The sequence below is a fragment of the Streptomyces sp. NBC_00045 genome, assembly GCF_045041095.1.
In the GTDB taxonomy this organism is placed as follows: domain Bacteria; phylum Actinomycetota; class Actinomycetes; order Streptomycetales; family Streptomycetaceae; genus Streptomyces.
In genome coordinates this window covers 3,002,846-3,026,318 of the sequence record NZ_CP108271.1, presented here as the reverse complement: position 1 = coordinate 3,026,318, position 23,473 = coordinate 3,002,846, and the positions used below count along the sequence as shown (strand labels likewise).

The 23,473-nt window shown below is 73.9% G+C and carries 19 protein-coding genes; 9 read left to right on the top strand and 10 right to left on the bottom strand.

Going from position 1 to position 23,473, the window contains the following annotated elements:
* Positions 1-4: 4 nt before the first annotated feature.
* The 8 genes from OHA65_RS14170 to OHA65_RS14135 all read left to right on the top strand — a co-directional run bounded on the left by OHA65_RS14170 (position 5) and on the right by OHA65_RS14135 (position 8,768).
* Positions 5-1,837, top strand: coding sequence for a GTPase (locus OHA65_RS14170; RefSeq protein WP_405761955.1), 1,833 nt, complete (start codon positions 5-7; stop codon positions 1,835-1,837).
* Positions 1,838-1,941: 104 nt separating this feature from the next.
* On the top strand, positions 1,942-2,349 hold the full coding sequence (locus tag OHA65_RS14165; RefSeq protein WP_405761954.1) for a single-stranded DNA-binding protein: 408 nt from the start codon (positions 1,942-1,944) through the stop codon (positions 2,347-2,349).
* A gap of 131 nt (positions 2,350-2,480) precedes the next feature.
* The gene (locus tag OHA65_RS14160; RefSeq protein ID WP_405761952.1) at positions 2,481-3,749 is read left to right on the top strand and encodes a thioester domain-containing protein; all 1,269 of its coding nucleotides are present in this window, start codon (positions 2,481-2,483) and stop codon (positions 3,747-3,749) included.
* Between the two features lie 184 nt (positions 3,750-3,933).
* Complete coding sequence (locus tag OHA65_RS14155) at positions 3,934-5,418, top strand: phosphatase PAP2 family protein (RefSeq protein WP_329313554.1); 1,485 nt, start codon at positions 3,934-3,936, stop codon at positions 5,416-5,418.
* 31 nt (positions 5,419-5,449) lie between these two features.
* Positions 5,450-5,836, top strand: coding sequence for a barstar family protein (locus tag OHA65_RS14150; protein WP_327283482.1), 387 nt, complete (start codon positions 5,450-5,452; stop codon positions 5,834-5,836).
* A gap of 81 nt (positions 5,837-5,917) precedes the next feature.
* Entirely contained in the window at positions 5,918-7,582 is a 1,665-nt protein-coding gene (gene ettA, locus OHA65_RS14145; protein ID WP_327283481.1) for an energy-dependent translational throttle protein EttA, read from the top strand.
* Positions 7,583-7,587: 5 nt separating this feature from the next.
* Positions 7,588-8,049 (top strand): thioesterase family protein, encoded by a 462-nt coding sequence (locus OHA65_RS14140; protein ID WP_327283480.1) that lies wholly within the window; start codon positions 7,588-7,590, stop codon positions 8,047-8,049.
* Positions 8,046-8,768: a hypothetical protein gene (locus tag OHA65_RS14135; RefSeq protein ID WP_327283479.1), complete on the top strand. Its 723-nt coding sequence runs from the start codon at positions 8,046-8,048 to the stop codon at positions 8,766-8,768. The genes OHA65_RS14140 and OHA65_RS14135 overlap by 4 nt, the downstream gene beginning before the upstream one ends.
* 91 nt (positions 8,769-8,859) lie before the next feature.
* Here the strand turns inward: OHA65_RS14135 and OHA65_RS14130 are convergent, their stop codons facing one another.
* A complete protein-coding gene (locus OHA65_RS14130) occupies positions 8,860-9,264 on the bottom strand; it encodes a globin (RefSeq protein WP_327283478.1) in 405 nt (134 codons plus the stop codon).
* Between the two features lie 98 nt (positions 9,265-9,362).
* Here OHA65_RS14130 and OHA65_RS14125 point away from each other — a divergent pair, with 98 nt between their 5' ends.
* Positions 9,363-10,379, top strand: a complete 1,017-nt coding sequence (locus tag OHA65_RS14125) for a methyltransferase domain-containing protein (RefSeq protein ID WP_405761950.1) — start codon at positions 9,363-9,365, stop codon at positions 10,377-10,379.
* A gap of 15 nt (positions 10,380-10,394) precedes the next feature.
* Here the strand turns inward: OHA65_RS14125 and OHA65_RS14120 are convergent, their stop codons facing one another.
* From OHA65_RS14120 to OHA65_RS14080, 9 genes are all read right to left on the bottom strand, one after another.
* Positions 10,395-11,432: an FHA domain-containing protein gene (locus OHA65_RS14120; RefSeq protein WP_327283477.1), complete on the bottom strand. Its 1,038-nt coding sequence runs from the start codon at positions 11,430-11,432 to the stop codon at positions 10,395-10,397.
* 53 nt (positions 11,433-11,485) lie between these two features.
* Positions 11,486-12,811: a vWA domain-containing protein gene (locus OHA65_RS14115; RefSeq protein WP_405761948.1), complete on the bottom strand. Its 1,326-nt coding sequence runs from the start codon at positions 12,809-12,811 to the stop codon at positions 11,486-11,488.
* A gap of 44 nt (positions 12,812-12,855) precedes the next feature.
* Positions 12,856-14,022, bottom strand: coding sequence for a protein phosphatase 2C domain-containing protein (locus OHA65_RS14110; RefSeq protein ID WP_371643580.1), 1,167 nt, complete (start codon positions 14,020-14,022; stop codon positions 12,856-12,858).
* A gap of 384 nt (positions 14,023-14,406) precedes the next feature.
* Positions 14,407-17,169 carry a tetratricopeptide repeat protein gene (locus OHA65_RS14105; RefSeq protein WP_327283474.1) on the bottom strand — a complete coding sequence of 921 codons (2,763 nt, stop codon included), beginning with the start codon at positions 17,167-17,169 and terminating at the stop codon, positions 14,407-14,409.
* The gene (locus OHA65_RS14100; protein WP_327285647.1) at positions 17,166-18,431 is read right to left on the bottom strand and encodes a hypothetical protein; all 1,266 of its coding nucleotides are present in this window, start codon (positions 18,429-18,431) and stop codon (positions 17,166-17,168) included. The genes OHA65_RS14105 and OHA65_RS14100 overlap by 4 nt, the downstream gene beginning before the upstream one ends.
* Positions 18,432-18,526: 95 nt before the next feature.
* The gene (locus tag OHA65_RS14095) at positions 18,527-19,600 is read right to left on the bottom strand and encodes a glutamate ABC transporter substrate-binding protein (RefSeq protein ID WP_405761946.1); all 1,074 of its coding nucleotides are present in this window, start codon (positions 19,598-19,600) and stop codon (positions 18,527-18,529) included.
* A 5-nt stretch (positions 19,601-19,605) separates the two neighbouring features.
* Complete coding sequence (locus OHA65_RS14090; protein ID WP_371643575.1) at positions 19,606-21,006, bottom strand: hypothetical protein; 1,401 nt, start codon at positions 21,004-21,006, stop codon at positions 19,606-19,608.
* Positions 21,007-21,184: 178 nt separating this feature from the next.
* Positions 21,185-22,213, bottom strand: a complete 1,029-nt coding sequence (locus tag OHA65_RS14085; protein WP_327283473.1) for a BadF/BadG/BcrA/BcrD ATPase family protein — start codon at positions 22,211-22,213, stop codon at positions 21,185-21,187.
* The gene (locus OHA65_RS14080; protein ID WP_327283472.1) at positions 22,204-23,469 is read right to left on the bottom strand and encodes a 6-phospho-beta-glucosidase; all 1,266 of its coding nucleotides are present in this window, start codon (positions 23,467-23,469) and stop codon (positions 22,204-22,206) included. Before OHA65_RS14080 ends, OHA65_RS14085 begins: the two co-directional genes overlap by 10 nt.
* Between the last annotated feature and the right edge of the window lie 4 nt (positions 23,470-23,473).

The following is a 23,473-nucleotide window of genomic DNA, read 5'->3' as shown; positions in this document are numbered from 1 at the left end:
CGCGGTGACCACCGTGACCGACCGCACCGACGACCGCTGGGACGACGGATTCATCGCACGCTCGCGCCGCGCGGGCGAGATCGACACCGAGGACGGGAGAGACGAGGACGACGACGCGCTCGTCCTCGCCGTCTCCGGCGCCGGCAGCGACGGGGGCAAGGCGCCTTCGTCGCCGCTCAGCCCCGAGGGGCAGGCGCTGCGCACCCGCCTCGAAGCACTGCGCCAACTGGTCGGGCTCTCGCGGACCCGCCTCGACGGCAAGACCCTCGCCGAGGCCGGCCGGGTGCTGGACGAGGCGGCCGCCCGGCGCGGACTGTCCTCGCAGCACACGGTCGTCGCCATCGCCGGAGCCACCGGAAGCGGCAAGTCCACGCTCTTCAATTCACTGGCAGGAGTGCAGATTTCCGAGACCGGGCTGCGCCGGCCCATGACCGCCGCACCCATCGCCTGCAGCTGGTCCGACGGAGCGGCCGGGCTGCTCGACCGGCTGGAGATCCCGGGCAGGCTGCGCCGCCGGCCGCGCGAGACCTCCGAGGCCGGGGCGCTGCGCGGGATGGTCCTGGTGGACCTGCCGGACCTGGACTCCGCGGTCGGCGCCCACCGCGAGCACGTGGACCGGGTGCTCGCCCTCGTCGACGCGGTGGTGTGGGTGGTCGACCCCGAAAAGTACGCCGACGCGGTGCTGCACGAGCGGTACCTGCGACCGCTCGCCGGACACGCCGAGGTGACCTTCGTCGTGCTGAACCAGGTGGACCGGCTGCCTGGTGAGTCCGCCGACCTCGTACTGGACGACCTGCGGCGGCTGCTGGACGACGACGGCATCGCCCTCGGCGAGTACGACGAACCCGGCGCCACCGTCCTCGGGCTGTCCGCACTGACCGGCGAGGGCGTCGGGGAACTGCGCGACCTCCTCGCACAGTTCACCCAGGAGAAGGGCGCCGCGACCCGGCGGATCGCCGCCGACGTCGACCGGGCCGCCATGCGGCTGCGCCCGCTGTACGTGGCCGACGGCCATCCCGGGCCGGAGATCGGGGAGGTGGCGCGCGCCGAGTTCGAGGACCGCCTCGCGGAGGCCGTCGGGGCGTACGCGGCCGGACTCGCCGCCGAGCGCGCTTGGCGCCGCAACGCCGGGAAGGCGTGCGGCACCCCGTGGCTGCGGCTGTGGCGGTGGTACGAGGACCGGCGCGCCCCGCGCACCCTGGCCGGGCTCGCCGCCCTGGCGGCGATCGGCGGCCGGGGCCCGGTCACCGCGGAGCCTGCGGTCGAGGAGGAGGTGACCGCGCGCCAGCGGGTCGAACAGGCCGTACGGACCGTCGCCGACGCGGCGGCCGACGGGTTGCCCGACGCCTGGGCGCAGGCGGTGCGGGAGACCGCGGTGCGCGGCGCCGAGCAGCTCCCGGAGGCGTTGGACGAGATCGCGGTGACGCTGGGGTCGGCGGTCACGGTGCCGAGCGTCAAGCCGCCGCGGCCGCGGTGGTGGCCGGTGGCGGTGCTGGCGCAGGCGGCGATGACGCTGCTGCAGATCTACGGGGGGCTGTGGCTGGTCGGGCAGATCGCCGGGGTGCTGGAGCCGCGCCTGATGCCGCCGGTGCTGCTCATGGTGGCGGGCATCGTCGGCGGGCCGCTGGTGGAGTGGGCCTGCTCGATCGCGGCCCGCGGTCCGGCGCGGCGCTACGGGCAGGACGCGGAGCGGCGGCTGCGGCAGGCGGCGGCCGGCTGCGGGCGGGCCCGCGTGCTGGAGCCGGTGGCCGCGGAGCTGCTGCGCTACCGGGAGGTGCGCGAGCAGTACGCGACGGTGTCCGCAGGGGGGATGAAGTTGTCCACAACCCGCGAGTAGTCCACAGGCCGGAGCGGGGACCGGGGGGTCGCGCCAGCATGGTTCGTACCTCGTGCGGATGGTCCGTGCGGGTGCAGGTGCGGATGCGGGGGAGGGCTGCCGGGATGAACGACACCCTGGTGACGCTGGTCGGCCACGTGGCCACGCAGATCGACTACAAGGAGACGGTGAACGGGCCGTCGGCGCGGTTCCGGTTCGCCGTGACGCCGCGCTACTTCGACCGGCGCAAGGACGCCTGGACGGACGGGTCCACCAGCTTCTACACGGTGTGGGCGCGGCGCACGCTCGCGGTGAACCTGGCCGGCTCCGTCGCGGTGGGGGAGCCACTGGTGGTGCACGGGAGGCTGCAGGTGCGGGCGGACCCGCCCGACGGTGAGGGCAAGGGGTGGTTCTCGGCGGAGATCGACGCGACCGCCATCGGCCACGACCTGAACCGGGGGACGGCGGCGTTCCGGCGGGTCGTCAAGGTGGACCTCCCGCTGATGGATACTCAGAAGGCGGCGGTGGTCTGAGTGTTCGAGGCGGTTAGGATTCCCCGGTACTCACGGGCACCTGGGTCGCTGGCCCGAAGGGGAAGACTGTGTCGATTGCCGTTCCCGCATCCTCCGCTCCTGATTCCGTTCCTGCTCCGGTACCTGATGCGGTGCCCGGATCCGTTCGCTCCTCGCTCGCTGCTGCCAGCACCTCCGGTCTGCCTGCCGAGTCTGCCGCGCCTGCTGCGGCGGCAGCGCCCGTACGGGCCCCCGGGCGGCGGCCATTGGCGGCTGCGCTGCTGGCCGCGGCCCTGGCCGCAGCCCCGGGCGCGCGGGCGGCCGCCGACACCGGGACGCCCTCGCCCCGGACACCGGAGGGCGCGAGCGCCGTGCTGGACGGGCTCAAGACGTACGGGCAGGCGGTCCTGCACGCCAAGGACGGGTCGGTCCGCCAGATACCGGCCGGGCTGTACGAGATGCGGGTCGACGGCGGCGGGACGCTCCAGACCTACGGCGTCGGCGTGGCGGGCAACGCCCAGCCGCAGGCCCGGTACACCGAGAGCGGCTGGAGCGGCAGCCTGCTCGCCGGGAACGGAGAGGCGGGCCGGATCCGCTGGGTCCTTGAGCACTCCTATCCGCAGCTGAACGACCTCGCCGGGCTGGCCAAGGCGGCCGGTGCCGGGGCGCTGACCGCGCAGAGCGCGGCGGCCGGGACGCAGGTCGCGATCTGGCGGCTGGCGGACGGCGCGCAGGTGGAGGCCGCCGACCCTGCGGCGGAGAAGCTGGCCGGCTACCTCCAGCGGTCCGCGGGCAAGCTCCCGGAGCCGCCGGCCTCGTTGGGGCTGGATCCCGGGAACGTGTCGGGGCCCGTGGGTACCCGCCTCGGGCCGGTCACAGTACGGACGGGCGCGCAGAGCGTGACGGTCACCCCGGACGCGGCGGCCGTGGCCCTGGGGGTGCGGGTGGTGGACGCCGAGGGGCGACCGCTCACCAGCGCGGCCAACGGCAGCCGGCTGTACTTCGAGGTGCCCGCGGGCACGCCCGACGGCTCGGCGTCGGTCACCGTCCAGGGCTCCACGAAGGTGCCGGTCGGGCGGGTCTTCACCAGCGAGGTGCCGGCCCAGGCCCAGATCGTGGCCGGCTCCAGCGAGTCCGCGTCGGCGGCGAGGGCGAGCGCGGTCTGGCCGCAGCCCGTCGTGGCGGAGGCCGGAACCACCGGGGAAGCGCCAGCCGTGCCCCAGGCCTCCGGCTCGGCGGCGGCGGCAGCGGCGGCGGCTTCCGCGGAGTCCAGCCCGGACGAGGAGCGGCTCGCCACCAGTGGCAGCTCGGCCGCCACTCCGGTCATCGCCTCGCTGGCCGTGGGCCTGGTGGTGCTGGGCGGTCTGGTGGTCCTCCTGCTCCGCAAGCGCCCACTGGACGAGGAAGAGGACCAGGCCTAGGAGGGGCCAGGCCCAACGGGACCGGGCCGGGCAGCGGGCAGGCGCATGCCCTGGGGGAACGGGCCCACGGGCAGCGGCACGTCGTGCATGGGGTGCTCCGGCATTCGGGTCCCCGGGCACCTCCTCAGGGCTGGTTGGCGGGGCGTGTTGATTCCGGGGCGGGAGGTCCGGGTAGGCGGTGGAAATGGCTGATCAAGAGCTGACCTGGCGGGGCGCCGCCGCACGATGGGACCGGAAGCTGTTCGACGAGGTGGCCCGCAGGCACTGGCCCGCGGCCGACCGGGTGCTACCGAGGCTGGGGCGGGCCGCGAACCACGGGGTGCTGTGGGGAGGGGCCGCCGCGGCGATCGCGGTCCTCGGCTCGGCCGGGGCCCGCAAGGCGGCGCTGTGCGGAGCCGCCTCGCTGGCGCTGGCCTCGGCGACCGTCAACACCGTGGGCAAGTGGTCCGTACGCAGGCCCCGGCCGCTGCTGGAAGGAGTGCCCGAGGTACGGCGGCTCGTGACGCAGCCGACGACCACCTCCTTCCCGTCCGGCCACTCGGCTTCCGCGTTCGCCTTCACCACCGGGCTGGCGCTGCACGCCCCCGGCTGGGGTGCCGCACTGGCCCCGGTGGCCGCGTCGGTTGCGTTCTCCCGCGTCTACACGGGGGTCCACTACCCCTCCGACGTGGTCGCCGGAGCGGCGCTGGGCGTCGCCGCGGGCTACGCCGTACGCCGCATCGCCCGCGGCGTGGAGGAGGCGCGGCTCGTGCCCGGCGCCGAGCGGCCGGCCACCGACGCGCCCGCACTGCCGGACGGGGCCGGGCTCACCGTGGTCGTCAACGACGGGTCCGGCACGGCAGCCGACGCGGGCCTCGACATACTGCGCACCCGGCTGCCCAAGGCCGAAGTGGTCCGGTGCACGGGCCCGGAGCTGCCCGCGGAACTGGAGGCGGCGGCCGCCCGCTCCACCGTGCTCGGCGTGTGCGGCGGCGACGGAACGATCAACGCGGCCGCCACCGCCGCGCTGCGCGCCGGTGTGCCGCTGGCCGTCTTCCCCGGCGGTACCCTCAACCACTTCGCGCTCGACCTCGGCCTGGCCGGAGCCGAGGACACCTGCCGCGCGCTCGCCGACGGCAGTGCGGTCCGGGTCAGCGTGGGCCGCTTCACCCCCGGCCCCGGTCCCGAGGACGACCGCTCCGGCTACTTCCTGAACACCTTCAGCATCGGCGCCTACCCCGAGCTGCTGCGGCACCGCCTGCACTGGGGGCCGCGGATCGGCGGCGGCCCCGCCGCGCTGCTGGCCGCCTGGCGGGTCCTGCGCGCGGAACGCCCCGTACGGCTCCGGCTGGCCGGCCGACCCCGGAGCGTCTGGCTGCTCTTCGCCGGAAACGGCACCTACCACGGCACCGGCGCCACCCCCCGCCGCCGCGACAGCCTCGGAGAGGGCCTGCTCGACCTCCGGCTCGTCCACGGCGGCGGCCGCCCCGGCCCCCGCCTGCTCGCCGCCGCCCTCACGGGCCCGCTGAGCCGCAGCCCCGTCCACACGGCCACCCGCCTGCGCAGCCTGCGCATCGGGGAGATCCCGCCGGGCACCCCGCTCGCGTACGACGGCGAGTACGGCCGCGCCCCGGCCGCCCTCGTCCTCGACACCCTCCCGGACGCCCTGACCGTCTACCGCCCCGGCTGACCGGCCGGCAGACGATCTAGGCTCCCTGACCGTGACGACGACCTACGTACTGGACGGCAGCCGGATCGGCACGCTGGACGACTTCTGGACCCTGATGGGTGAAGCCGTCAACGGCCCCGGGGGCTACTTCGGCCGGAATCTGGACAGCTTCATCGACTGTCTCCGGGGCGGCTTCGGGACCCCCGACGAGGGTGGCTTCGTGGTCGAGTGGCGCGATCACGAGGCCTCCCGGCGGGCCCTCGGCCACCCGGAGACGGCCCGGCGCCTGGAGGGCGTGCTGGCGCGCTGCCATCCGACGAACCGCGAGCGCGTCGCCGAAGAGCTCGCGCTGGCGCGCGGTGGCCGGGGCCCAACCCTGTTCGACGTCCTCACGGAGATCATCGAGGACCAGGCGCCGGGCGCCCTCCGCCTGCGCTGAGCAACCCATTCGCCCGTAGGTGTGGACGACTGGCAAGATGGGGTGTATCTGCCCACCCATCGATCTGCCGGACGGTTTCTCTTGGCTGAGTTCATCTACACCATGCGCAAGACGCGCAAGGCGCACGGCGACAAGGTGATCCTCGACGACGTGTTCCTGAACTTCCTGCCGGGGGCGAAGATCGGCGTGGTCGGCCCGAACGGCGCCGGCAAGTCGACCGTCCTCAAGATCATGGCGGGTCTGGAGCAGCCGTCCAACGGTGACGCCTACCTGTCCCCGGGCTACTCCGTCGGCATCCTCATGCAGGAGCCCAAGCTCGACGAGAGCAAGACCGTCCTGGAGAACGTCGAGGACGGCGTCGGCGAGATCAAGACCAAGCTCAACCGGTTCAACGCGATCGCCGAGGAAATGGCGACGAACTACACCGACGAGCTGATGGTGGAGATGGGCAAGCTCCAGGACGACCTGGACCACGCCAACGCGTGGGACCTCGACGCCCAGCTGGAGCAGGCCATGGACGCCCTGGGCTGCCCGCCCGGCGACTGGCCGGTCACCAACCTCTCCGGTGGTGAGAAGCGCCGCGTGGCCCTCTGCAAGCTGCTGCTGGAGGCCCCCGACCTGCTGCTCCTCGACGAGCCCACCAACCACCTCGACGCCGAGTCCGTGAACTGGCTGGAGCAGCACCTCGCCCAGTACAAGGGCGCCGTCGTGGCGGTCACCCACGACCGTTACTTCCTCGACAACGTCGCCGAGTGGATCCTCGAACTCGACCGCGGCCGCGCGCACCCCTACGAGGGCAACTACTCCACCTACCTGGAGAAGAAGGCCGAGCGCCTCAAGGTCGAGGGCAAGAAGGACGAGAAGCGCGCCAAGCGCCTCAAGGAAGAGCTGGAGTGGGTCCGCTCCAACGCCAAGGGCCGCCAGGCCAAGTCCAAGGCCCGTCTCGCCCGCTACGAGGAGATGGCGGCCGAGGCCGACAAGATGCGCAAGCTGGACTTCGAGGAGATCCAGATCCCGCCGGGCCCGCGTCTGGGCTCGATCGTGGTCGAGGTCAACAGCCTCTCGAAGGCCTTCGGTGACAAGGTCCTCATCGACGACCTGTCCTTCACGCTGCCGCGCAACGGCATCGTCGGCATCATCGGTCCGAACGGCGCGGGCAAGACCACGCTCTTCAAGATGATCCAGGGCCTGGAGAAGCCGGACTCCGGCGAGATCAAGGTCGGCGAGACCGTCAAGATCTCGTACGTCGACCAGGGCCGCGCCAACATCGACCCCAAGAAGACCCTCTGGGCGGTCGTGTCGGACGAGCTGGACTACATCAACGTCGGCAACGTCGAGATGCCGTCCCGCGCGTACGTCAGCGCCTTCGGCTTCAAGGGTCCGGACCAGCAGAAGCCGGCCGGTGTGCTCTCCGGCGGTGAGCGCAACCGCCTGAACCTCGCGCTCACCCTGAAGCAGGGCGGCAACCTGCTGCTCCTCGACGAGCCCACCAACGACCTCGACGTCGAGACCCTGGGCTCCCTGGAGAACGCGCTGCTGGAGTTCCCCGGTGCGGCCGTGGTCGTCTCCCACGACCGCTGGTTCCTGGACCGAGTGGCCACCCACATCCTGGCCTACGAGGGCGACTCGAAGTGGTTCTGGTTCGAGGGCAACTTCGAGTCCTACGAGAAGAACAAGATCGAGCGGCTCGGCCCGGACGCCACCCGTCCGCACCGCGCCACGTACAAGAAGCTCACCCGAGGCTGAGCAACATGGCCAGACATCACTACCGGTGCCCGCTGCGCTGGTCGGACATGGATTCCTTCGGCCACGTCAACAACGTGGTCTTCCTCCGCTACCTGGAGGAGGCGAGGATCGACTTCATGTTCCGGCTGGCGCCGGGGGAGGGCAGTGAGTCCTTCACGGGCGGGTCCGTCGTGGCCCGCCACGAGATCGACTACAAGCTGCCCCTCGTGCACCGTCACGAGCCCGTCCTGATCGAGTCCTGGGTGACCCGGATAGGTGCCGCGTCGCTGACCATCGGCTACGAGGTCAAGGACGAGGCGACCGAGGACGCACCGGAGAAGGTCTACGTGCGGGCCTCGACCGTGGTCGTGCCGTACAACCTCGCCGAGGGGCGGCCCCGCCGCATCACGGCCGAGGAGAAGCACTTCCTGGAGAAGTACCTCGACGAGCCCGTGGGCTCGCGCGCGGAAGGCCGCATCGCCGCATGACCGAACGGCTGTGCTTCGCCGATTCCGGGGAGGCGGCGGACCTCGCCGCCTTCCTGGGCCGGCTGGTGCACTACGACCGTGCCGCCGCGGTCCGCCTCCAGGCGGGCGGCGGCGCGGTCGCCGTCTTCGGACGGCCGGCGTCCTTCGAGGTGCTGGCCATCCGTACGGTGCGCCTCGCGGTGCCCGTCTCCGGGCCGCTGGACGTGACCGTGTCCGCTGGCGAGCTGCTGGAATCCGTGGACGAGGCCGCCGCGAGCGCCGTCGTCCCCGGGCCGGTCACCGGCCCGCCCTGGACCGGGGTGCTCCCGCCCCGCGGTGGCTGGCAGCAGCTGCCCGGGCTGCCCGGACCCGAGCAGGTACGGGCCGCCCTCAGCGCCTCGGTCGCCGAATTCCGGGCCCGTGACGAGGCCCTGCCCCCGCAGCACCGGACCCGGTCCGAGCGGGACCGCATCGGGCGTGAGATCTGGTCCCGGACGTTGGGCGACACCGAACTCCCGCTGCGCGCCGTGCACGCCGCGCAGTCCCTGGGCTTCCTGCGTCCGATCCGGTCGGCCGTCGCGAGCGGCGCCGGCGCGCCCTCCGCCCCCGGAACCCCCGACCCGGTGGCCCTGCTCGGCTCCGGCGGCTGGCTCCGGCTGCGCACCCCGTACGGCTCGATCGCGATGCGCCGCCCCGGCGGTACCGGCGGCCTGGGCGCCCTCCAGGTCCGGCCGCTCTAGCACTCGTCCGGCCTTCGGGCTCGGCAGCTGCGACTGCAGCTGCGGCTCCCGACCTTCCGCCAGGGGTTCCGCGTACGTACCTGCGTACGCGCTACCCCGCGGTGTTGATCATCGAGGCGGCGGCGTACGTCAGGTACCGCCACAGCTGCGCCTCGTGCTCCGGCGCCAGGCCCAGCTCGTCCACCGCCACGCGCATGTGCCCCAGCCACGCGTCGTGCGCCGCCGCGTCCACCTGGAACGGGGCGTGCCGCATCCGCAGGCGAGGGTGCCCGCGGTTCTCGCTGTACGTGTTCGGGCCGCCCCAGTACTGGATCAGGAACAGGGCGAAACGCTCCTCGGCGGGGCCGAGGTCCTCCTCCGGATACATCGGGCGCAGCAGCGGATCTTCCGCGACCCCCTGGTAGAAGCGCCGCACCAGGCGGCGGAACGTCTCCTCGCCGCCCACCTGCTCGTAAAACGTCTGCTCCTGAAGCGTGCCCCGCGGAATCTCATTCACCCGACCATCGTCTCAGACGCCCGGACGGAGGACCGGGGACTTAGGACCAGCCAGAACCACCGCTCGCCTCCGGAGCCCGGCAGCAGGACAGTGGAGCCATGGGTGCACACTCCGGACACTCCACGCGTACCACCCGCCCCCCGCGCACCGCGGAGGGCGAGACGAGGGACCTGCGCGACGCCGCCCACGCGGGGCAGGTGCAGGAGCTGACCGCAGCCGGGGTGCTGGAGGACCCCGCCTGGCGGGCGGCCTTCGCGGCGGTGCCCCGGCACGTCTTCGTCCCGTACTTCTTCACCGGCCGCGGGGCCGGCCACGAGCGGCTCTGGGGCGAGGACCCGGACCCGGCCCGCCGGGCCCGCTGGCTGCGCGGGGTCTACACGGACGCCCCGCTCGCCACCCGGCTGCGCGACGGCGAGCTGCTCTCCTCCAGCAGCCAGCCGTCCCTGATGGCGAAGATGCTGGCGGCGCTCGACGTCCGCGACGGGGACGACGTGCTGGAGATCGGCGCCGGCACCGGCTACACCGCCGCGCTGCTGTGCCACCGGCTCGGCGACGAGCACGTCACCACCGTCGACCTGGACGAGGAGATCACCGAGTCCGCGCGGGCGCACCTGGCCCTGCTCGGCCACCGGCCGTCCGTGGTCACCGGGGACGGGGCGCGGGGCTGCCCCTCCCGGGCCCCGTTCGACCGGATCCTGGTGACGTGCATGCTGCCGCTGGTCCCGCACGCCTGGCTCGGCCAGTGCCGGCGGGGGGCGCGGATCCTGGCCCCGCTGTCGACCGGGCTGATCGCGCTGCGCGTCCAGGACGCCGACTTCGCGGAGGGCCGCTTCCTGCACACCCCCGCCTACTTCGTCCCGCTGCGCGGGGCCACGGCCGCACCGGCCGCGCCCGGGCTGCCGTACGGACTCCCGTACGAGCTGGTGGAGAACGACCGCTTCCAGTTCATGCTCGTGCTGACCGCCGGCGCGCTGCATCCGCGCGAGGCCCTGGACCTGTGGCGCGGCGAGGGCCGGCCGGGCCGCGAGCGGTTCGGGGTGACGGTCAGCGCGGAGGGGCAGTGGTCGTGGCTCGACGACCCCCAGGGCCCGTACGTATGGCCCCTGGGGGAGTAGCGCAGCGTCCCGGGATCAGCTCCGGCGGATGGTGATCGTGGTCCAGGCGCCCACGTGGACCCGGTCGCCGTCGGAGAGCGGGATCGGGACGTAGGGCTGGATCGACTCCTCGCCGCCGTTGATGGTGGTGCCGTTGGTGGAGTTCTGGTCCACTACCGCCCAGCTGAGGTCGGGCTGCTGGACGAGCACCGCGTGCTGGTGGGAGACGCCCGGGTCCTCCGGGGGCACCGACAGGTCGATGTCCGGGGACTCGCCCGTGGAGGCGCGGCGACGGCCGATCGTGATCTGACCGCCGGAGAGCGGAAGGTGCTGCTCCGGGGAGTAGGCGGGCAGGTTGAGCGCGGCCGCCTCGGGGCCGCTGCGGTGCATCATCGCCATGAAGTACGAGCGGTCGGGGCCGATCGTCGCGCTCCAGGCGCCGGTGCTCTGGGGCGGGAACGGCTGCTGGGGCACGTGCGCCTGCTGCGCCTGCTGAGGCTGCTGGTACTCGTGCGGCTGCTGGTACTCCGACAGCTGGTACTCCTGCGGCTGCCGGTACTCCTGCGGCGGCTGCGGGACCTGCGGCGGCTGCGGCTGGACCTGCGGCTGCTCGTGGGCCGGCGGCGGCAACAGCCAGTCGTCCTCGCGCTCCAGGGGCTCGGCCGGCCGGTTGACCCGGGACGGCCGGGAGCCCTGGTACTCGAAGTGGTCCTGTGAGAACGGCGCCGGGGCGGGCACCGGAGGTGCGGGCGGCGCCGGAGGCGGAGGCGGCGGGGTGGCCCCGGCGCCGTTCCCGCTGACGGCTCCCGCGTCCGTCCCGAGCGGGGTGTACGAGGTCGCCGAGCGCGTCAGGAAGTTGTACCGGCACTCCTCGCAGAACGGGGCCATGGCCTCGCGCGGGGTCCGGCACTGCGGGCAGAGCTCCGCCTGGGCGGTCGGCTCACCGGTCGTGGGAGGGTAGCCGTAGCCGTAGGAAGGCGCCGCGGGCGCACCCGCGGCGGCAGCCATGCGGTGGCCGCAGACCTCGCACCAGTCGTCGGAGGCGGACTGGTGCCCGTTCGGGCAGGTCGGCATGGCGGCTCTTCCCCCTTCAGCCTGCGTCATCGCGTCAGGTCTTCTCAGGTCTCTCAGGTCTTCTTCACTCGGACGGTCTGGATCGAACGCGTTTCGAGGGTCATCTCGTCGGCATCCGCGACCTTCGCCTTCAGCCGCACAGTACCCGCCGCCGCATCGACGACATCCACCACCTTCGCGAGCAATTTGGCCGTGTCCGCGTTTCCGGAGGCGCTGGCCAGTTGCACGGCGCGGCCGAGCTTGGCCGTGGCGCCGTCGACATCGCCCAGTTTGCGCGCTTCCAGCCCCTGTTGGATAGCCTGCGCGAGCTCCGCCTGCCCCGTGTAGTGGGCGACCTGCGGATTGATGGCGGTGGAGGCGGCCAGATCGTCCGTCCACACGGCCCGGACCAGCCCCTGCGCGAGGGTGGCCGGCGGCTCGCCCGGCGCGCCGGGCTGCAGGAGCGTGGCCCGGGCGGCCAGCATCTCCTGCCCGACGGACGCGGCGGGGACCCGGACGCACACGTGGTACTCGCGGGACTCGTCGCCCCAGGACCCGGTCGGGTAGTCGCCGGCGCGCGGGCCCGCCCCGGTGCGGCGGTCGCTGAGGTCCTGGACGGTGGGCGCGACCTGTTTGACGTACTGGATCTCCACGCCGACGGGGGTCCACAGGCGCAGCGCGACGTCCGCGACCTCCTTGCCCATGACGTTCTCCATCATGAGCGTGAAGTCCTCGGTGAGGTGCGCCGGGTCGGCGACGATGTCCGCCGAGCCGAGGAGGGCGCTCGCGATGCTGGTGACCTCCTTGACCTCCCAGTCCGTCCCCACTCCGCGCGCGTCACAAGTGAAGCGGCCCGCGCAGGCGTCGAGCGTGGCGCGCAGCACGGCCGGGTCCTCGTGCTCGTTGCGGCCGTCGGTGAGCAGGATGCCGTGCCGGATGGCGGCGGAGGACTGGCGCAGCAGGCCGTCGGCCAGGCGCAGCCAGGTGCCGATGGCGGTCCCGCCGCCGGAGCTCAGGCCGCGCAGGGCCTCCCTGGCCTGGGCGCGGGTGGCCGGGTCGGCGACGGCGAGGCGGCCCTGGCCGGGATAGACCTCCTTGGCCACGTGCGTACCGGCGATGACGGCGAACGCGGTGCCGTCGCGCAGGGTGTCGATCGCGGCGGCGGTGGCCTCGCGGGCGCCGCGCATCTTGTCCGGCGGGTACTCCATGGACCCCGAGCAGTCCACCATGATCACGACGGCGGCCGAGCCGTGGGCGGACGCCGCACGGGTGGCGGTGGCGCCACCCGTGGACGTGACCGTGACGATGGCGTGGACGTCCCGCCCGCCCTCGGGGAGGAACTCGTTCTGGTACACCTCCACGCTGAAGCGCGGGGCGCTCGGCTTGGCGAAGTTCGCCATCGGTTGGACTCCTCGGAGAAGGACTGGGTGCGGGTGCGGGTGGATCAGGCCTGAGGGCGTGCTTCCGCTTCCGTTTTCGGTTCCGCTTGCGGCTGTTCCGGCCCCGACGGCGCGGCGAACGGGACGACGGCCACCGTGACGTTGTCGTGGCCGCCCCCGTCGAGGGCATGACCCACCAGGACCTGTGCGCTGTGCAGGGGTCGGGCGGCGGCATCCGGGGGCAGCACGTGGGCCATCTCCTGTGCGGACTCCGCGTAGTTCCACAGGCCGTCGGTGCAGACGACCACCACACCCGCGTGGTCCGGCTTGAACGTGGCGGTGTGCGGCTCCAGTTCGTACGCGTCGGCCCCGAGCCAGCCCGTGATGGCGTGCGCGCGGACGTCGGCGTACGCCTCGGCCTCGCCCATCAGCCCGGCCGCGACCATCTGCGCCGCCCACGAGTCGTCCTCGGTGAGACGGCGCGGCAGCGCGTCGCGGTCGTCCGGGACCCAGTACGCGCGGCTGTCGCCGACCCAGCCGATGGTCAGCAGGCCGCCGCTGACGACGGCTCCCACCAGGGTGCAGGCGGGGGCGTTCTGCGCGCCCGGGACGTCCGGGGCCAGGGTGTTCACGGCGGCGGCCGCGGCCAGGATCGCGTCGTGCATGGCCTCCTGGGGGTGGGCGCCGCGCGGAAGGGCTTCGAGCAGGGCCTCGTTGGCGGCGCCGGCCGCGGCGGCCGATGCCTCGTCGGGACGGCTGGCGGAGGAGACGCCGTCGCAGACGATGGCCACCGTGGCGGCCGAGCCGTCGGGCAGGGCCGTGGCGGCCACCGCGAACGAGTCCTCGTTGCGGTGGTGTCGCAGCCCCCGGTCGCTGACGGCGGCGACGCTGCCGAGCTCCTCCTCCAGGTGGTCGCGCTCGCGGGGCTGGGCGTGCCCGCAGTGCTCGCAGTACCCGTCGGTGTCGACCCGCCCGGCCCGGCAGGCCACGCAGGTCTTCCCGCCGTCCGCACTGCCGGTCGGCTGCGCGCTCGTGGAGGCGTACGGGTCCTCGTGCCCGGGGCCGACACCGCTGTACGGGGCTTCCGGTGCGCCCCACGGGGTCCCCTCGGGCGGGGTGGGGGTGCTGTCGGGCCGGTCGTGGCGGATCTCGCCGCCGGCCGCCGGATCGGGCGCGCCGTACGAGGAGCCCTGCGGCGGTACGGGGGCGGCCCCGGCGGCGGGCGCGGCCACCGGCGGCGGTGGTGCGACGGGCCGTGCGGCAGCGGCAGCGGGAGGTGGCACCGGACCGGACCGGGGCGCCGGCTCCCCGCCGGGCCGGGCGGCGGGATCTGCCGCCGGCGACCACTCGGCGCTTTCCCCGACCAGCGTGGGCGCCGCCCCGGCCGCGACGTTGCCCCACCCGGGCGCGGGCTCCGCGAAGGCGTATCCCCCCGTCGGGCCCGCCGGGGAGGGTGGGGCGGGCGGGAGCGTCGGGATCGGGAGCGTCGGGTCGTCCCGGGACACGGGAGGGGGAGCGGCGGACACGGGCGAGCCGCAGACCCCGCAGAAACGGTCACCCTCCTCAAAGGGCTCCGCGCAGCTGGGGCAGCCAGACGGCCGATGCATCGACATCACTCACACCCACGTCCGGGGACGGAAACGGTTTGCCCGCTCCACCAGTTCGATCCTGTCCTCGCCCCGCTGCGCCAGCCGCGCGAGTACGCGGTACGAGCGCTCCAGGCCGAAGCGCAGGCCCCGCTCGTCCAGTTGACTGCCGAGCAGCGAGGTCCGGCCGGGGTCGGAACCCCGGCTACCTGACAGTACCCAGTCCAGGGCCGAGCCCAGAACCTCCGTCGACAGCCGTTCGTGGCGCACCGCGTCCAGGCCGAACCGCTCCAGCGCCTCGACCTGCGCGGCAGCCGCCGCGAGATCGGGCAGCAGGGGCTCCTCGGGAGACCGGTCGCGCAGGCGTGCCCGTACCGCCGCCACCCGTGCGGCGGTGTAGTGGATCGATGCCTCCGGCACGGACTCCAGCGTGCGCACCGCCCCGGGCCGGTCGCCCGCGGCGAGTTGGACACGGGCCAGCCCGAACGCCGCGCTGACGAAACCCGGGTCGGTGATCCAGACCAGCCGGTAGTACTCGGCGGCGTTGTCCAACTGCCCCAGGATCTCCGCGCACAGGCCCAGCGCCAGCTTCGGTGCGGGCTCGCCCGGGAAGGCGTCGTAGATGGCGTCGAACGACAGGGCCGCTATCTCGTCGTCCCCGGTGGCCAGCGAGGCGATCCCGCGGGCCCACACCACCCGCCAGTCGTCCGGATGTCGGCCTTCCAGGTCGGTCAGGGCGGCCCCGGCCGCGACGAGTTCACCGAGCTCCAGCCGGGCCCGCAGTTCGCGCAGCCGCAGTTCGGCCGAGTCGGCGGGCGCCGAGCGCAGGGCGCCCAGCAGGTCACCCGGGGCGGAGGCCAGCAGTCCGGCCAGGAAGCCGGCGTTGGGGTCGCCCGAGTCCACCAGCGGCACCGGCAGGGCCAGCGCCATGCCCCGGGCGTCGAGCGCGGCCAGTTCGGTGGGCCGTACGGCCGGCCCGGGTTCCGCCCCGGCCGCAGCGCTCGCCCCGGCCGCAGCCGTCGGCGGGGCCTGCCGGGCAGCCGGCACCGGGGCCCGGCGGCCGGCCGGGACGCCCGCGGCGGGGTCGCCGGCCTTGTGCGTGGCCGTGGTCCCCAGCGGCGCGGACAGGGCCGCCGCCCCCGCAGGCCCGGCGGGAAGCGGGGGCACCACCGCCCCCGCGGCCGCCGGAGCGGGCGGGACCGCCGACGGAACGGGCCTGCGGCCGAGCCGGAGGCCGCCGACCGCGGGACCCGGCAGGGCCCGAGCGCCCAGGCGGGAGACCTCGGCCCCGGCCCCGTCGGCGAACAGCCGGGTGTCCGGAACCCGGACCTCCGGCCCGAAGAGCGTGGACAGCTGTGGCCGCGGCCGGCCCGTCTGCAGGGCGACGACCTCCCGCAGCACGCCCGTGAGCTGGTCCGCCATCTCCTGCGCGGACGAGAACCGCCGGTCCGGATCGGGATCGGTCGCCCGGACCAGCAGCCGGTAGAAGGACTCGTACCGCCCGAACACCTCGATGTGCTCCGGATCCGGCAGCGAATCCACGAACACGTTCGTGTAGCCCTGGAAGTCGAAGGTCAGGACGGCCAGCGTCCGCGCCACCGTGTACAGGTCGGAGGCGACCGAGGGACCGAGTTCGGCTACCTCGGGCGCCTGGTAGCCCACGGTGCCGTAGATGGCCGACTCCTCGTCGTCCATCCGGCGCACCGCGCCCATGTCGATCAGCTTCAGCTGGTCCTGCTGCTGGATCGCGTTGTCGACCTTGAAGTCGCAGTACAGCAGATTCCTGCTGTGCAGGTGCCCGAGCGCCTCCAGCGCCTCGATCCCGTACGCGCAGGCCTGCTCGACCGGCAGCGGATCGCGCCGGCCGTCGGGCCTGCGCCGCTCGTTCGCTATCTCCTTCAGCGACTTGCCGCCCACGTACTCCATGACGATGTACCCGTCCAGCGAACCCGTCCGCTGGTCCAGGTGCTCCACGAAGTTGTAGATGCGCACGATGTTGGAGTGCTCGATCTCCGCGAGGAAGCGCCGCTCCGAGATCGCCGCGGCCATCGCGTCCTGGTCCCCGGTGTCCAGCAGGCCCTTGAGCACCACCCACCGGTCCGAGACGGCCCGGTCCACCGCCAGGTACACCCAGCCGAGGCCGCCGTGGGCCAGGCAGCCCGCCACCTCGTACTGGCCGTGGACGACCTCCCCCGCGCGCAGCTTGGGCACGAAGGAGTACGGGTGCCCGCACTTGGTGCAGAAGCCCTCGGTCCGGCCCGGCCGGTCACCACGGGACCGGCCCACCGGAGCCCCGCAGTCCGAGCGGGAGCAGAACCTCTTGCGCTCCGGCACCTCCGGGTTCTCCAGCACCGCCGCCGATGGATCCGGCCGCGGCACCTCCGGGACGTTGACCAGCCCGGCGCCCAGCCGGCTGCGCCCCGAGGGCCCCGCCGCCGAACCCGAACTGCGCACCGACACCGAACGGGTGGACGCGGCCCCCGACAAGGAGCGCGAGAGCCGGCCCGACACCGAGCGCCGCGAGGAGGACGAACGCGAGGACCGCGAGGACCGAGCCGATGCCGAGGTCGACCCCGACCGGCCCGATCGGTCCGAGCCCCGGGAGCCGTGCGAGTCCCCGTGCCGGGCCGCGCTCGTCATTCCCGTCGGCGGTGAGACCAGCTCCTCCGCGCCCGCGGCGACGGAGCCGACCGGAGCCAGACCGCAGGTGTCGCAGTACAGCTCGCCGTCGCCCATGTCCTCGTACGACCCCGGGCAGCCGGGGCGAACGCACGCTGTTCCGACCAGACTCATGCGTCCTCCTTCCCCGGCCCCTCGGGCCGGTACTGAGGCTGCGGCGGTGCCAGTGACTCGGCCGCGGCCTGTTGGTAGCGCAGCACGGCCTGCTCGGCGGCCCGCAGATCGCAGGGCGCGCTCCACAGCATCCGCCGGGCCGCGTCGTACCGCTCGATCAGGAGCGGATCCTCCGCCATGCCGTGCCGGGCCACCTTCGCCTTGTACGCGTCCAGCCGCCCGCGCAGTTCCGCCCGTACCGCCAAGGGCGCCGTCACCGCGGTCAACGATTCGCGGGCCCGTCGCAGTTCCTCCTCGGCCCGTTCCTCCAACGAGTCCAGCAGCGGCGAGAGCCGGTGCCACTGTGCCTGGCGCCGGTACTCGGCCGCCGCCGCCAGCTGCTCCTGGAGCGCCGTCGGCGGACCGCTCACCACAGGCACCTCCGATGCCGCGATCTTCGCCAGCACCTCGCCGCGCGCGGTCCGCGCCTCCGCCAGGGTCCGGTCGGCCCGCGAGAGCACGTCCCGCAGGGCGATCAGCCGCTGCTCGGCATCCTGGCGCACGGCCAGGACCGCCTCGATCTCCCGGCGTACGTCCTCCAGCGCGACGGCGGCCCGGTCGTAGCGGGCGGTGTCCGGACGGCCGCCGCCGGGCGCAGAACTCCCGGACACCGGCTGCCAGAACGCCAGGGGATCCGCGATCACCTGCTCCCGCAGCCCGGTCAGCTCGGCGGTGATGGCCTCCAGGTCGTCGCCCGAGGGGTGCTCACCCGGGCGGACCCCCACGGAGTGGGCCAGCGAACGCGTGCGGTGCAGTTCGGCGGCGAGCAGGTCGATGCGGGCCGGTAGCGCCGACCACACCGAGTCGGCGGCCACCACCACGTCCAGCGAGCTCGCGTACAGCTCGTTCATCCGCGCCACCAGCTCGGCCAGAGAGAGCCGCTCCGCCAGCGCCACGCCCTCCGCCGCGGCACCCGCGATCAGCACGCCGGGCCCGCGCAGCCGCTCGGTCAGCTCGATCAGCTCCTCGCGGCCGGGCCAGCGGCGTCGCTCGCGGATCTCCCGGGCAGCGCCCAGCGCCCCGCTGTAGGCGTCGAAGTACGTCCACAGGCGGGTGATGGCGGCATCGGCGGCCGCCCAGCGCTCCTTGGTGACGCCGGTCAGCCCGGCCCCTTCCAGCAGCCGGCGCCCCGCATGGTCCTGGAGGGCGAGCAGCGAGGTCTCGACGGCTTCGTGCTCCGCGCCGAGCCGGGCCAGGGCGCGGTCGACGTCGTCCCGGTCCATCACTGCCGACTGCGCCTCCACAGACCCCGCCTCCGTATTCCTGACATCGGGCTCCGACTCTCCCCCACGAGCGGGAGGTACTTCCACCACCGGCCTCAGCCGTCCCGGTACTTCGGCGCGGGCGGTCCGGCCACCCCGGGCAGAACGGGCTTGAGGTGCGTCACGTAGGCCTGCATCCAGGGGCTGTTGTCACCACCGGCGCGGTAGTTCTCCAGCACCTTGTTGACCCGGCGCACCAGGTCGGAGGCGTCCTTCTTCATGGCCACCCCGTAGAACTCCTTGGTGAAGGGGGAGCCGACCAAGCGCACCGACGGGTCCTGCGCGGCCTGGCCGGCCGCGAGCGCGTTGTCCGTGATGATGCCGTCCACCTCGCCCAGCTGGAGCCGGACCAGGCAGTCGAGCTGGTTGGGCACGCTGACCGGGACCGAGCCGTACGGCTGGGCCTTGAGCGCCGCCTCCGCGGTCGAGCCGGCGGCGGTGCAGATCCGGCGGCCCTTCAGGGAGGCGTCGTACCCGGTGATCGGCGAGCCCTTGGGTGCCAGGACCTGCTGCCCTGCTTCGAAGTACGCCGTCGAGAACGCCACGTCCTCCAGGCGCTTGCAGTTGATCGTCATGGTGCGCACGACGACGTCGACGCGGCCGTCCTGGAGCGCGGGCACGCGCTGGCTGGTGGGGATGGCCCGGTAGATGACCGCGTTCTCGTCGCCCAGGATGTCCTTGGCGATGGCTTTGACCAGGGCGATGTCGAACCCGTCGAGGCGGCCGTCGACCGGGTTGCGGTAACCCCACTTGAAGCTGTTCTGGTCCACGCCCGCGACGAGCTTGCCCGCCTTGCGGATCCGCTCGATGGTCGGCCCGTCCACGGCGGACGGGCTCAGGCTGGCCTCCGGGTCCTGGCAGGTGTCGGTGAGCGTCCAGGGCGCCGGGGCGGCCGCCATCGAGGCGGGTTCGCGGACCAGGGCCGGGTGGCCGGTCTCCGGGGCCGCATGGGCCAGCGGCAGCAGGACGGCCGCGGCCGTCACCGCGCAGGCGGCGGCCATCGCGCTGACCCCGCCCCAGCCGCGCAGCCGCGCCGCCGGACGGCGCACCCAGGACGCTCCGGCCCGCCTGTCGGGCCGGCCGGTTCCGCCGTCGTGGCCCTCGGCGTGGGACTTCACGCGTATCCGCATCGCTGTCACCTGTACTCCGAAAGCCGGCGGCCGATGCCGAGCAGTGCCGCCGCGGCGCCGACGACCGCCAGGGCCGCCGAACCCGTTACCAAACCGCCCAGCGCACCGAGCCCGCCCCGAGCCGCCCCGGTGAACTCCTTCTGCTCATGGGCCACTGCCTGCTCCAGGGACGCGTCCACCGTGTCGAACGAGGCCCCGCTGCTGTCCTTGTGGTCCTTGTCCCCGATGACCTGGGGCAAAGCGTCCTGGTAGTCGCCGCGCAAGTCGGTCTCCCGGGCCGCCGCGTGCCGCTGCTTCCACTGCTTGACCCCCTCCACGGCGCGGGCGACCGGCTCCCGCCCGCTGCTGTCGTCGGCGAGCCGCTGCGCCGTCGCCAGCCCCGCGTCCAGCTCCTTCATCTCACTCGTGAAGTCCACGTCGTACTTGTCGGACTTGTTGTCGGCGGCCAGTACGGCGCCCCGGGCGATCAGCGTCAGGTTCTCGCTGGCGCGCGCCTGGAGCGAGGCGATGCGCGCGTCGTTGAGCACCTTCAGCGACTCCTGCCCGTCCGATCTGGCCTCGGCCAGCTCCGACCGGGCGACCGTGTGCCCCACGAGCAGCCACATCAGCACCACCAGCGAGGCGGCCGTCGCCGCCACCAGACCGTGGTTGAAGACCCGGTTCGTCCGGCGGTAATTGCGGCGCTGCGCCCACGCCAGCGCGGCGAGCGCGAGCAGGCCCGTGCCGAGCGAGGCCAGCGGCAGCGATCGGGCGTCGTCGTAGTCCGTGTAGAGCCGGTCCGTCTCCGCCTCGTACAGGCGCTGCGCGGCGGGCAGCAGCTGGGTGCTCATCTGCTCGTTGGCGTACCGCAGGTAGGCGCCGCCCAGGGGCAGGCCCTGCTTGTTCGTGGCCCGCGCCTGCTCGATCAGGCCCGTGTAGCGGGGCAGCTGCTCGCTCAGCAGCGCGATCTGCTTGCGCGAGTCCTCGTCCGCCCCGGTGTTGGCGGCCGCGTTCACCAGCAGCTTCGAAGCGTTGGAGATGTCCTTCTCGTACCGCTGGCGCACCTCGCGCGGCTCGTCGCCGCCGGCCAGGAAGCCGCTGGAGGAGGCCGTGTCGGCATCAGCGAGCGAGCGGTAGATGCTCGCCGCGTCCGCGCTCAGCGGCTGGCTGCGGCCCACCACGTCGTCCGCGGCGCCGACCCGCACGGAGATCTCCCACACGGTCACCGCGCCGAACAGCAGCACCAGCGCGGCCAGGACCGCACCGATGATCCGCAGCCGGCCGGGCTCGGTCGTCGCCGCCGCGCGCAGCCGCTCGACACCTTCGGCCCAGGCCGTACCGCGCCGGGGAGCAGGCCCCGCCGGCGGACCCGCGGGCGGCACGGCGACAGCGCCCCCGGGCGCGGGCGCGCGTGATGTGATGGCCACCTGACCTCCCCCTCGGTCCTCTGCTCCGCAGCAGTATGGCCGTAGTGACGGTCGACCACATCACCCGGTCGCGGATCTCGGGCGATCCACCCCCCTGTGCGCGCCGACCCCACCCCTTCACCGTGAATACGTCCCCACGGCCGCCACGGTTCCAGACCCGGAGCCTTCCGGGGCGGGTTCACCCGAAATGGGCACGGAGTTTTCCCTGGGCCCCGGGCAGTGCCCCGAGCGCGTCCAGCCCCAGCAGCCCCGCCCCCAGCACCGGCGGGGCCGCGACCACCGACACCCGGGCGTGCGGAGCCCGCCGCGCCAGCCCCGCCGCGATCCGCCCGTCCAACTGCTCGTGACCGGCCGTGAGCACGCCCCCGCCGAGCAGCACCGGAGCCTCCTCGTCCAGCAGGTCCAGCCGGGCCAGCGCCACCGACGCCAGCGCCACCACCTCGTCCGCCTGCCGCTCCACGAGCGCCGAGGCCACCCGATCGCCCGCAGCGGCCACCGAGAACAGCACCGGCACCAACTCGTGGGTCCGCCGCTGCGCCAGGGCCCCCAGGTGCAGCGCCTCGATCAGTTCGGCCATCGAGTCGAGCCCGAAGTGCCCCGGCAGCGCCGCCGCCAGCTCCGTCGTCCCGCCGCGGCCGTCCTCCGCCCGCGCCGCCCACCACAGGGCCTCCGCGGCCAGGCCGCCCCCACCGCCCCAGTCCCCGGAGAGCTGGCCGAGCGCCGGGAAGCGGGCCGTGCGCCCGTCGGGCCGCATCCCCACGCAGTTGATGCCGGCCCCGCACACCACCGCGACCCCGCACGGCGGCCCGGCCCCGGTCAGCCCGGCCCGCAAGATCGCGAAGGTGTCGTTGAACACCTCCGTGGCCGCGCCCCATCCCCGCGCGCCGATCGCTTCCGCGAGCTGCCGTTCCTCCACCGGCAGATCCGCATTGGCCAAACATGCCGATACCTGGTCGGCGTACGGCGCACCGGGCGCCGGCCGGGGCAGCGAGGCCGCCTCGGCGGCCTCGGCGACCGCCTTCCCCAGGACGTCGAGCGCCGCCCCGGTGCCGGTCCGCTGCGGCTGGAAGCCGCCCGCGCGCCCGGTGCCGAGGACCGTGCCGTCCGCGGCGATCAGCGCCGCGTCCGTCTTGCTGTTGCCAGCGTCGATGGCCAGGACGGCGGGCCGGGAGGGCCGGTCGCTCCGGGCGGCACCGGTCACGCCCATGGCAGGTGCTCCTTGTTGTGCGCGAGGAGCCGGTCGGTCAGCCCCTCGGCGAGGTCGAACTGGCCGACCAGCGGGTGCGCCAGCAGCGCCTTGAAGACCCGCTCGCGACCGCCCCGTACGGCCGCGTCCAGCGCCAGGTCCTCGTACGCCGTGACCTGCGCGACCAGTCCGGCGTACAGCGGGTCCAGCCTCGGTGCGGCCAGCGGCGCCGCTCCGGACCGGTCCACCCGCGCCTGCACCTCGATCACCGCGTCGTCCGGGAGGAACGGCAGGGTGCCGCGGTTGAGCGTGTTGACGACCTGCACGGCGCTTCCTCCGTCGCCCAGCAGGGCGGCCGCCAGGTCCACGGCCGCCTCCGAGTAGAAGGCCCCGCCCCGCTTGGCCAGCAGTTCCGGCTTCTCGTCCAGTGCGGGATCGGCGTACAGGCCGAGCAGCTCCCGCTCCATGGCGCTCACCTCGGCGGCCCGCGAGGGCTTCGTGCCCAGCTCGCGCACCACCGCGTCGTGCGCGTAGAAGTACCGCAGGTAGTACGACGGTACGACGCCCAGGCGGTCCAGCACCGCGCGCGGCATCCGCAGGTCCTCGGCGACGGCCGCGCCGTGCTCGGCGAGCAGCCCGGGCAGCAGGTCATCGCCGTCGGGGCCGCCCTTGCGCACCCCCAGCTCCCAGGTGAGGTGGTTGAGCCCGACGTGGTCGAGGTGGATGTCGGCCGGGGCCAGGTCCAGCAGCGCCGCGAACTTCCGCTGGAAGCCGATCGCGACGTTGCACAGGCCGACGGCCCTGTGCCCGGCCCGCAGCAGGGCGCGGGTGACGATCCCGACCGGGTTGGTGAAGTCGATAATCCAGGCGTCCGGGTTGGCCCGCCGAACGCGCTCGGCGATGTCCAGCACCACCGGTACCGTCCGCAGCGCCTTGGCGAGCCCGCCCGCACCGGTGGTCTCCTGCCCGACGCAGCCGCACTCCAGGGGCCAGGTCTCGTCCTGCAGCCGGGCCGCCTGCCCGCCGATGCGCAGCTGGACCAGGACCGCGTCGGCCCCGTCGACGCCCGCGTCGAGATCGGCGGTGGTGGTGATGCGCCCCGGATGCCCCTGCTTGGCGAAGATCCGCCGGGCCAGTGCGCCGATCAGCTCCAGCCGCTCGGTGGCGGGGTCGATCAGCACCAGCTCGCTGACGGGCAGGGTGTCGCGCAGCCGCGCGAAGCCGTCGATCAACTCGGGGGTGTAGGTGGAACCGCCGCCCACCACTGCGAGTTTCATGGGC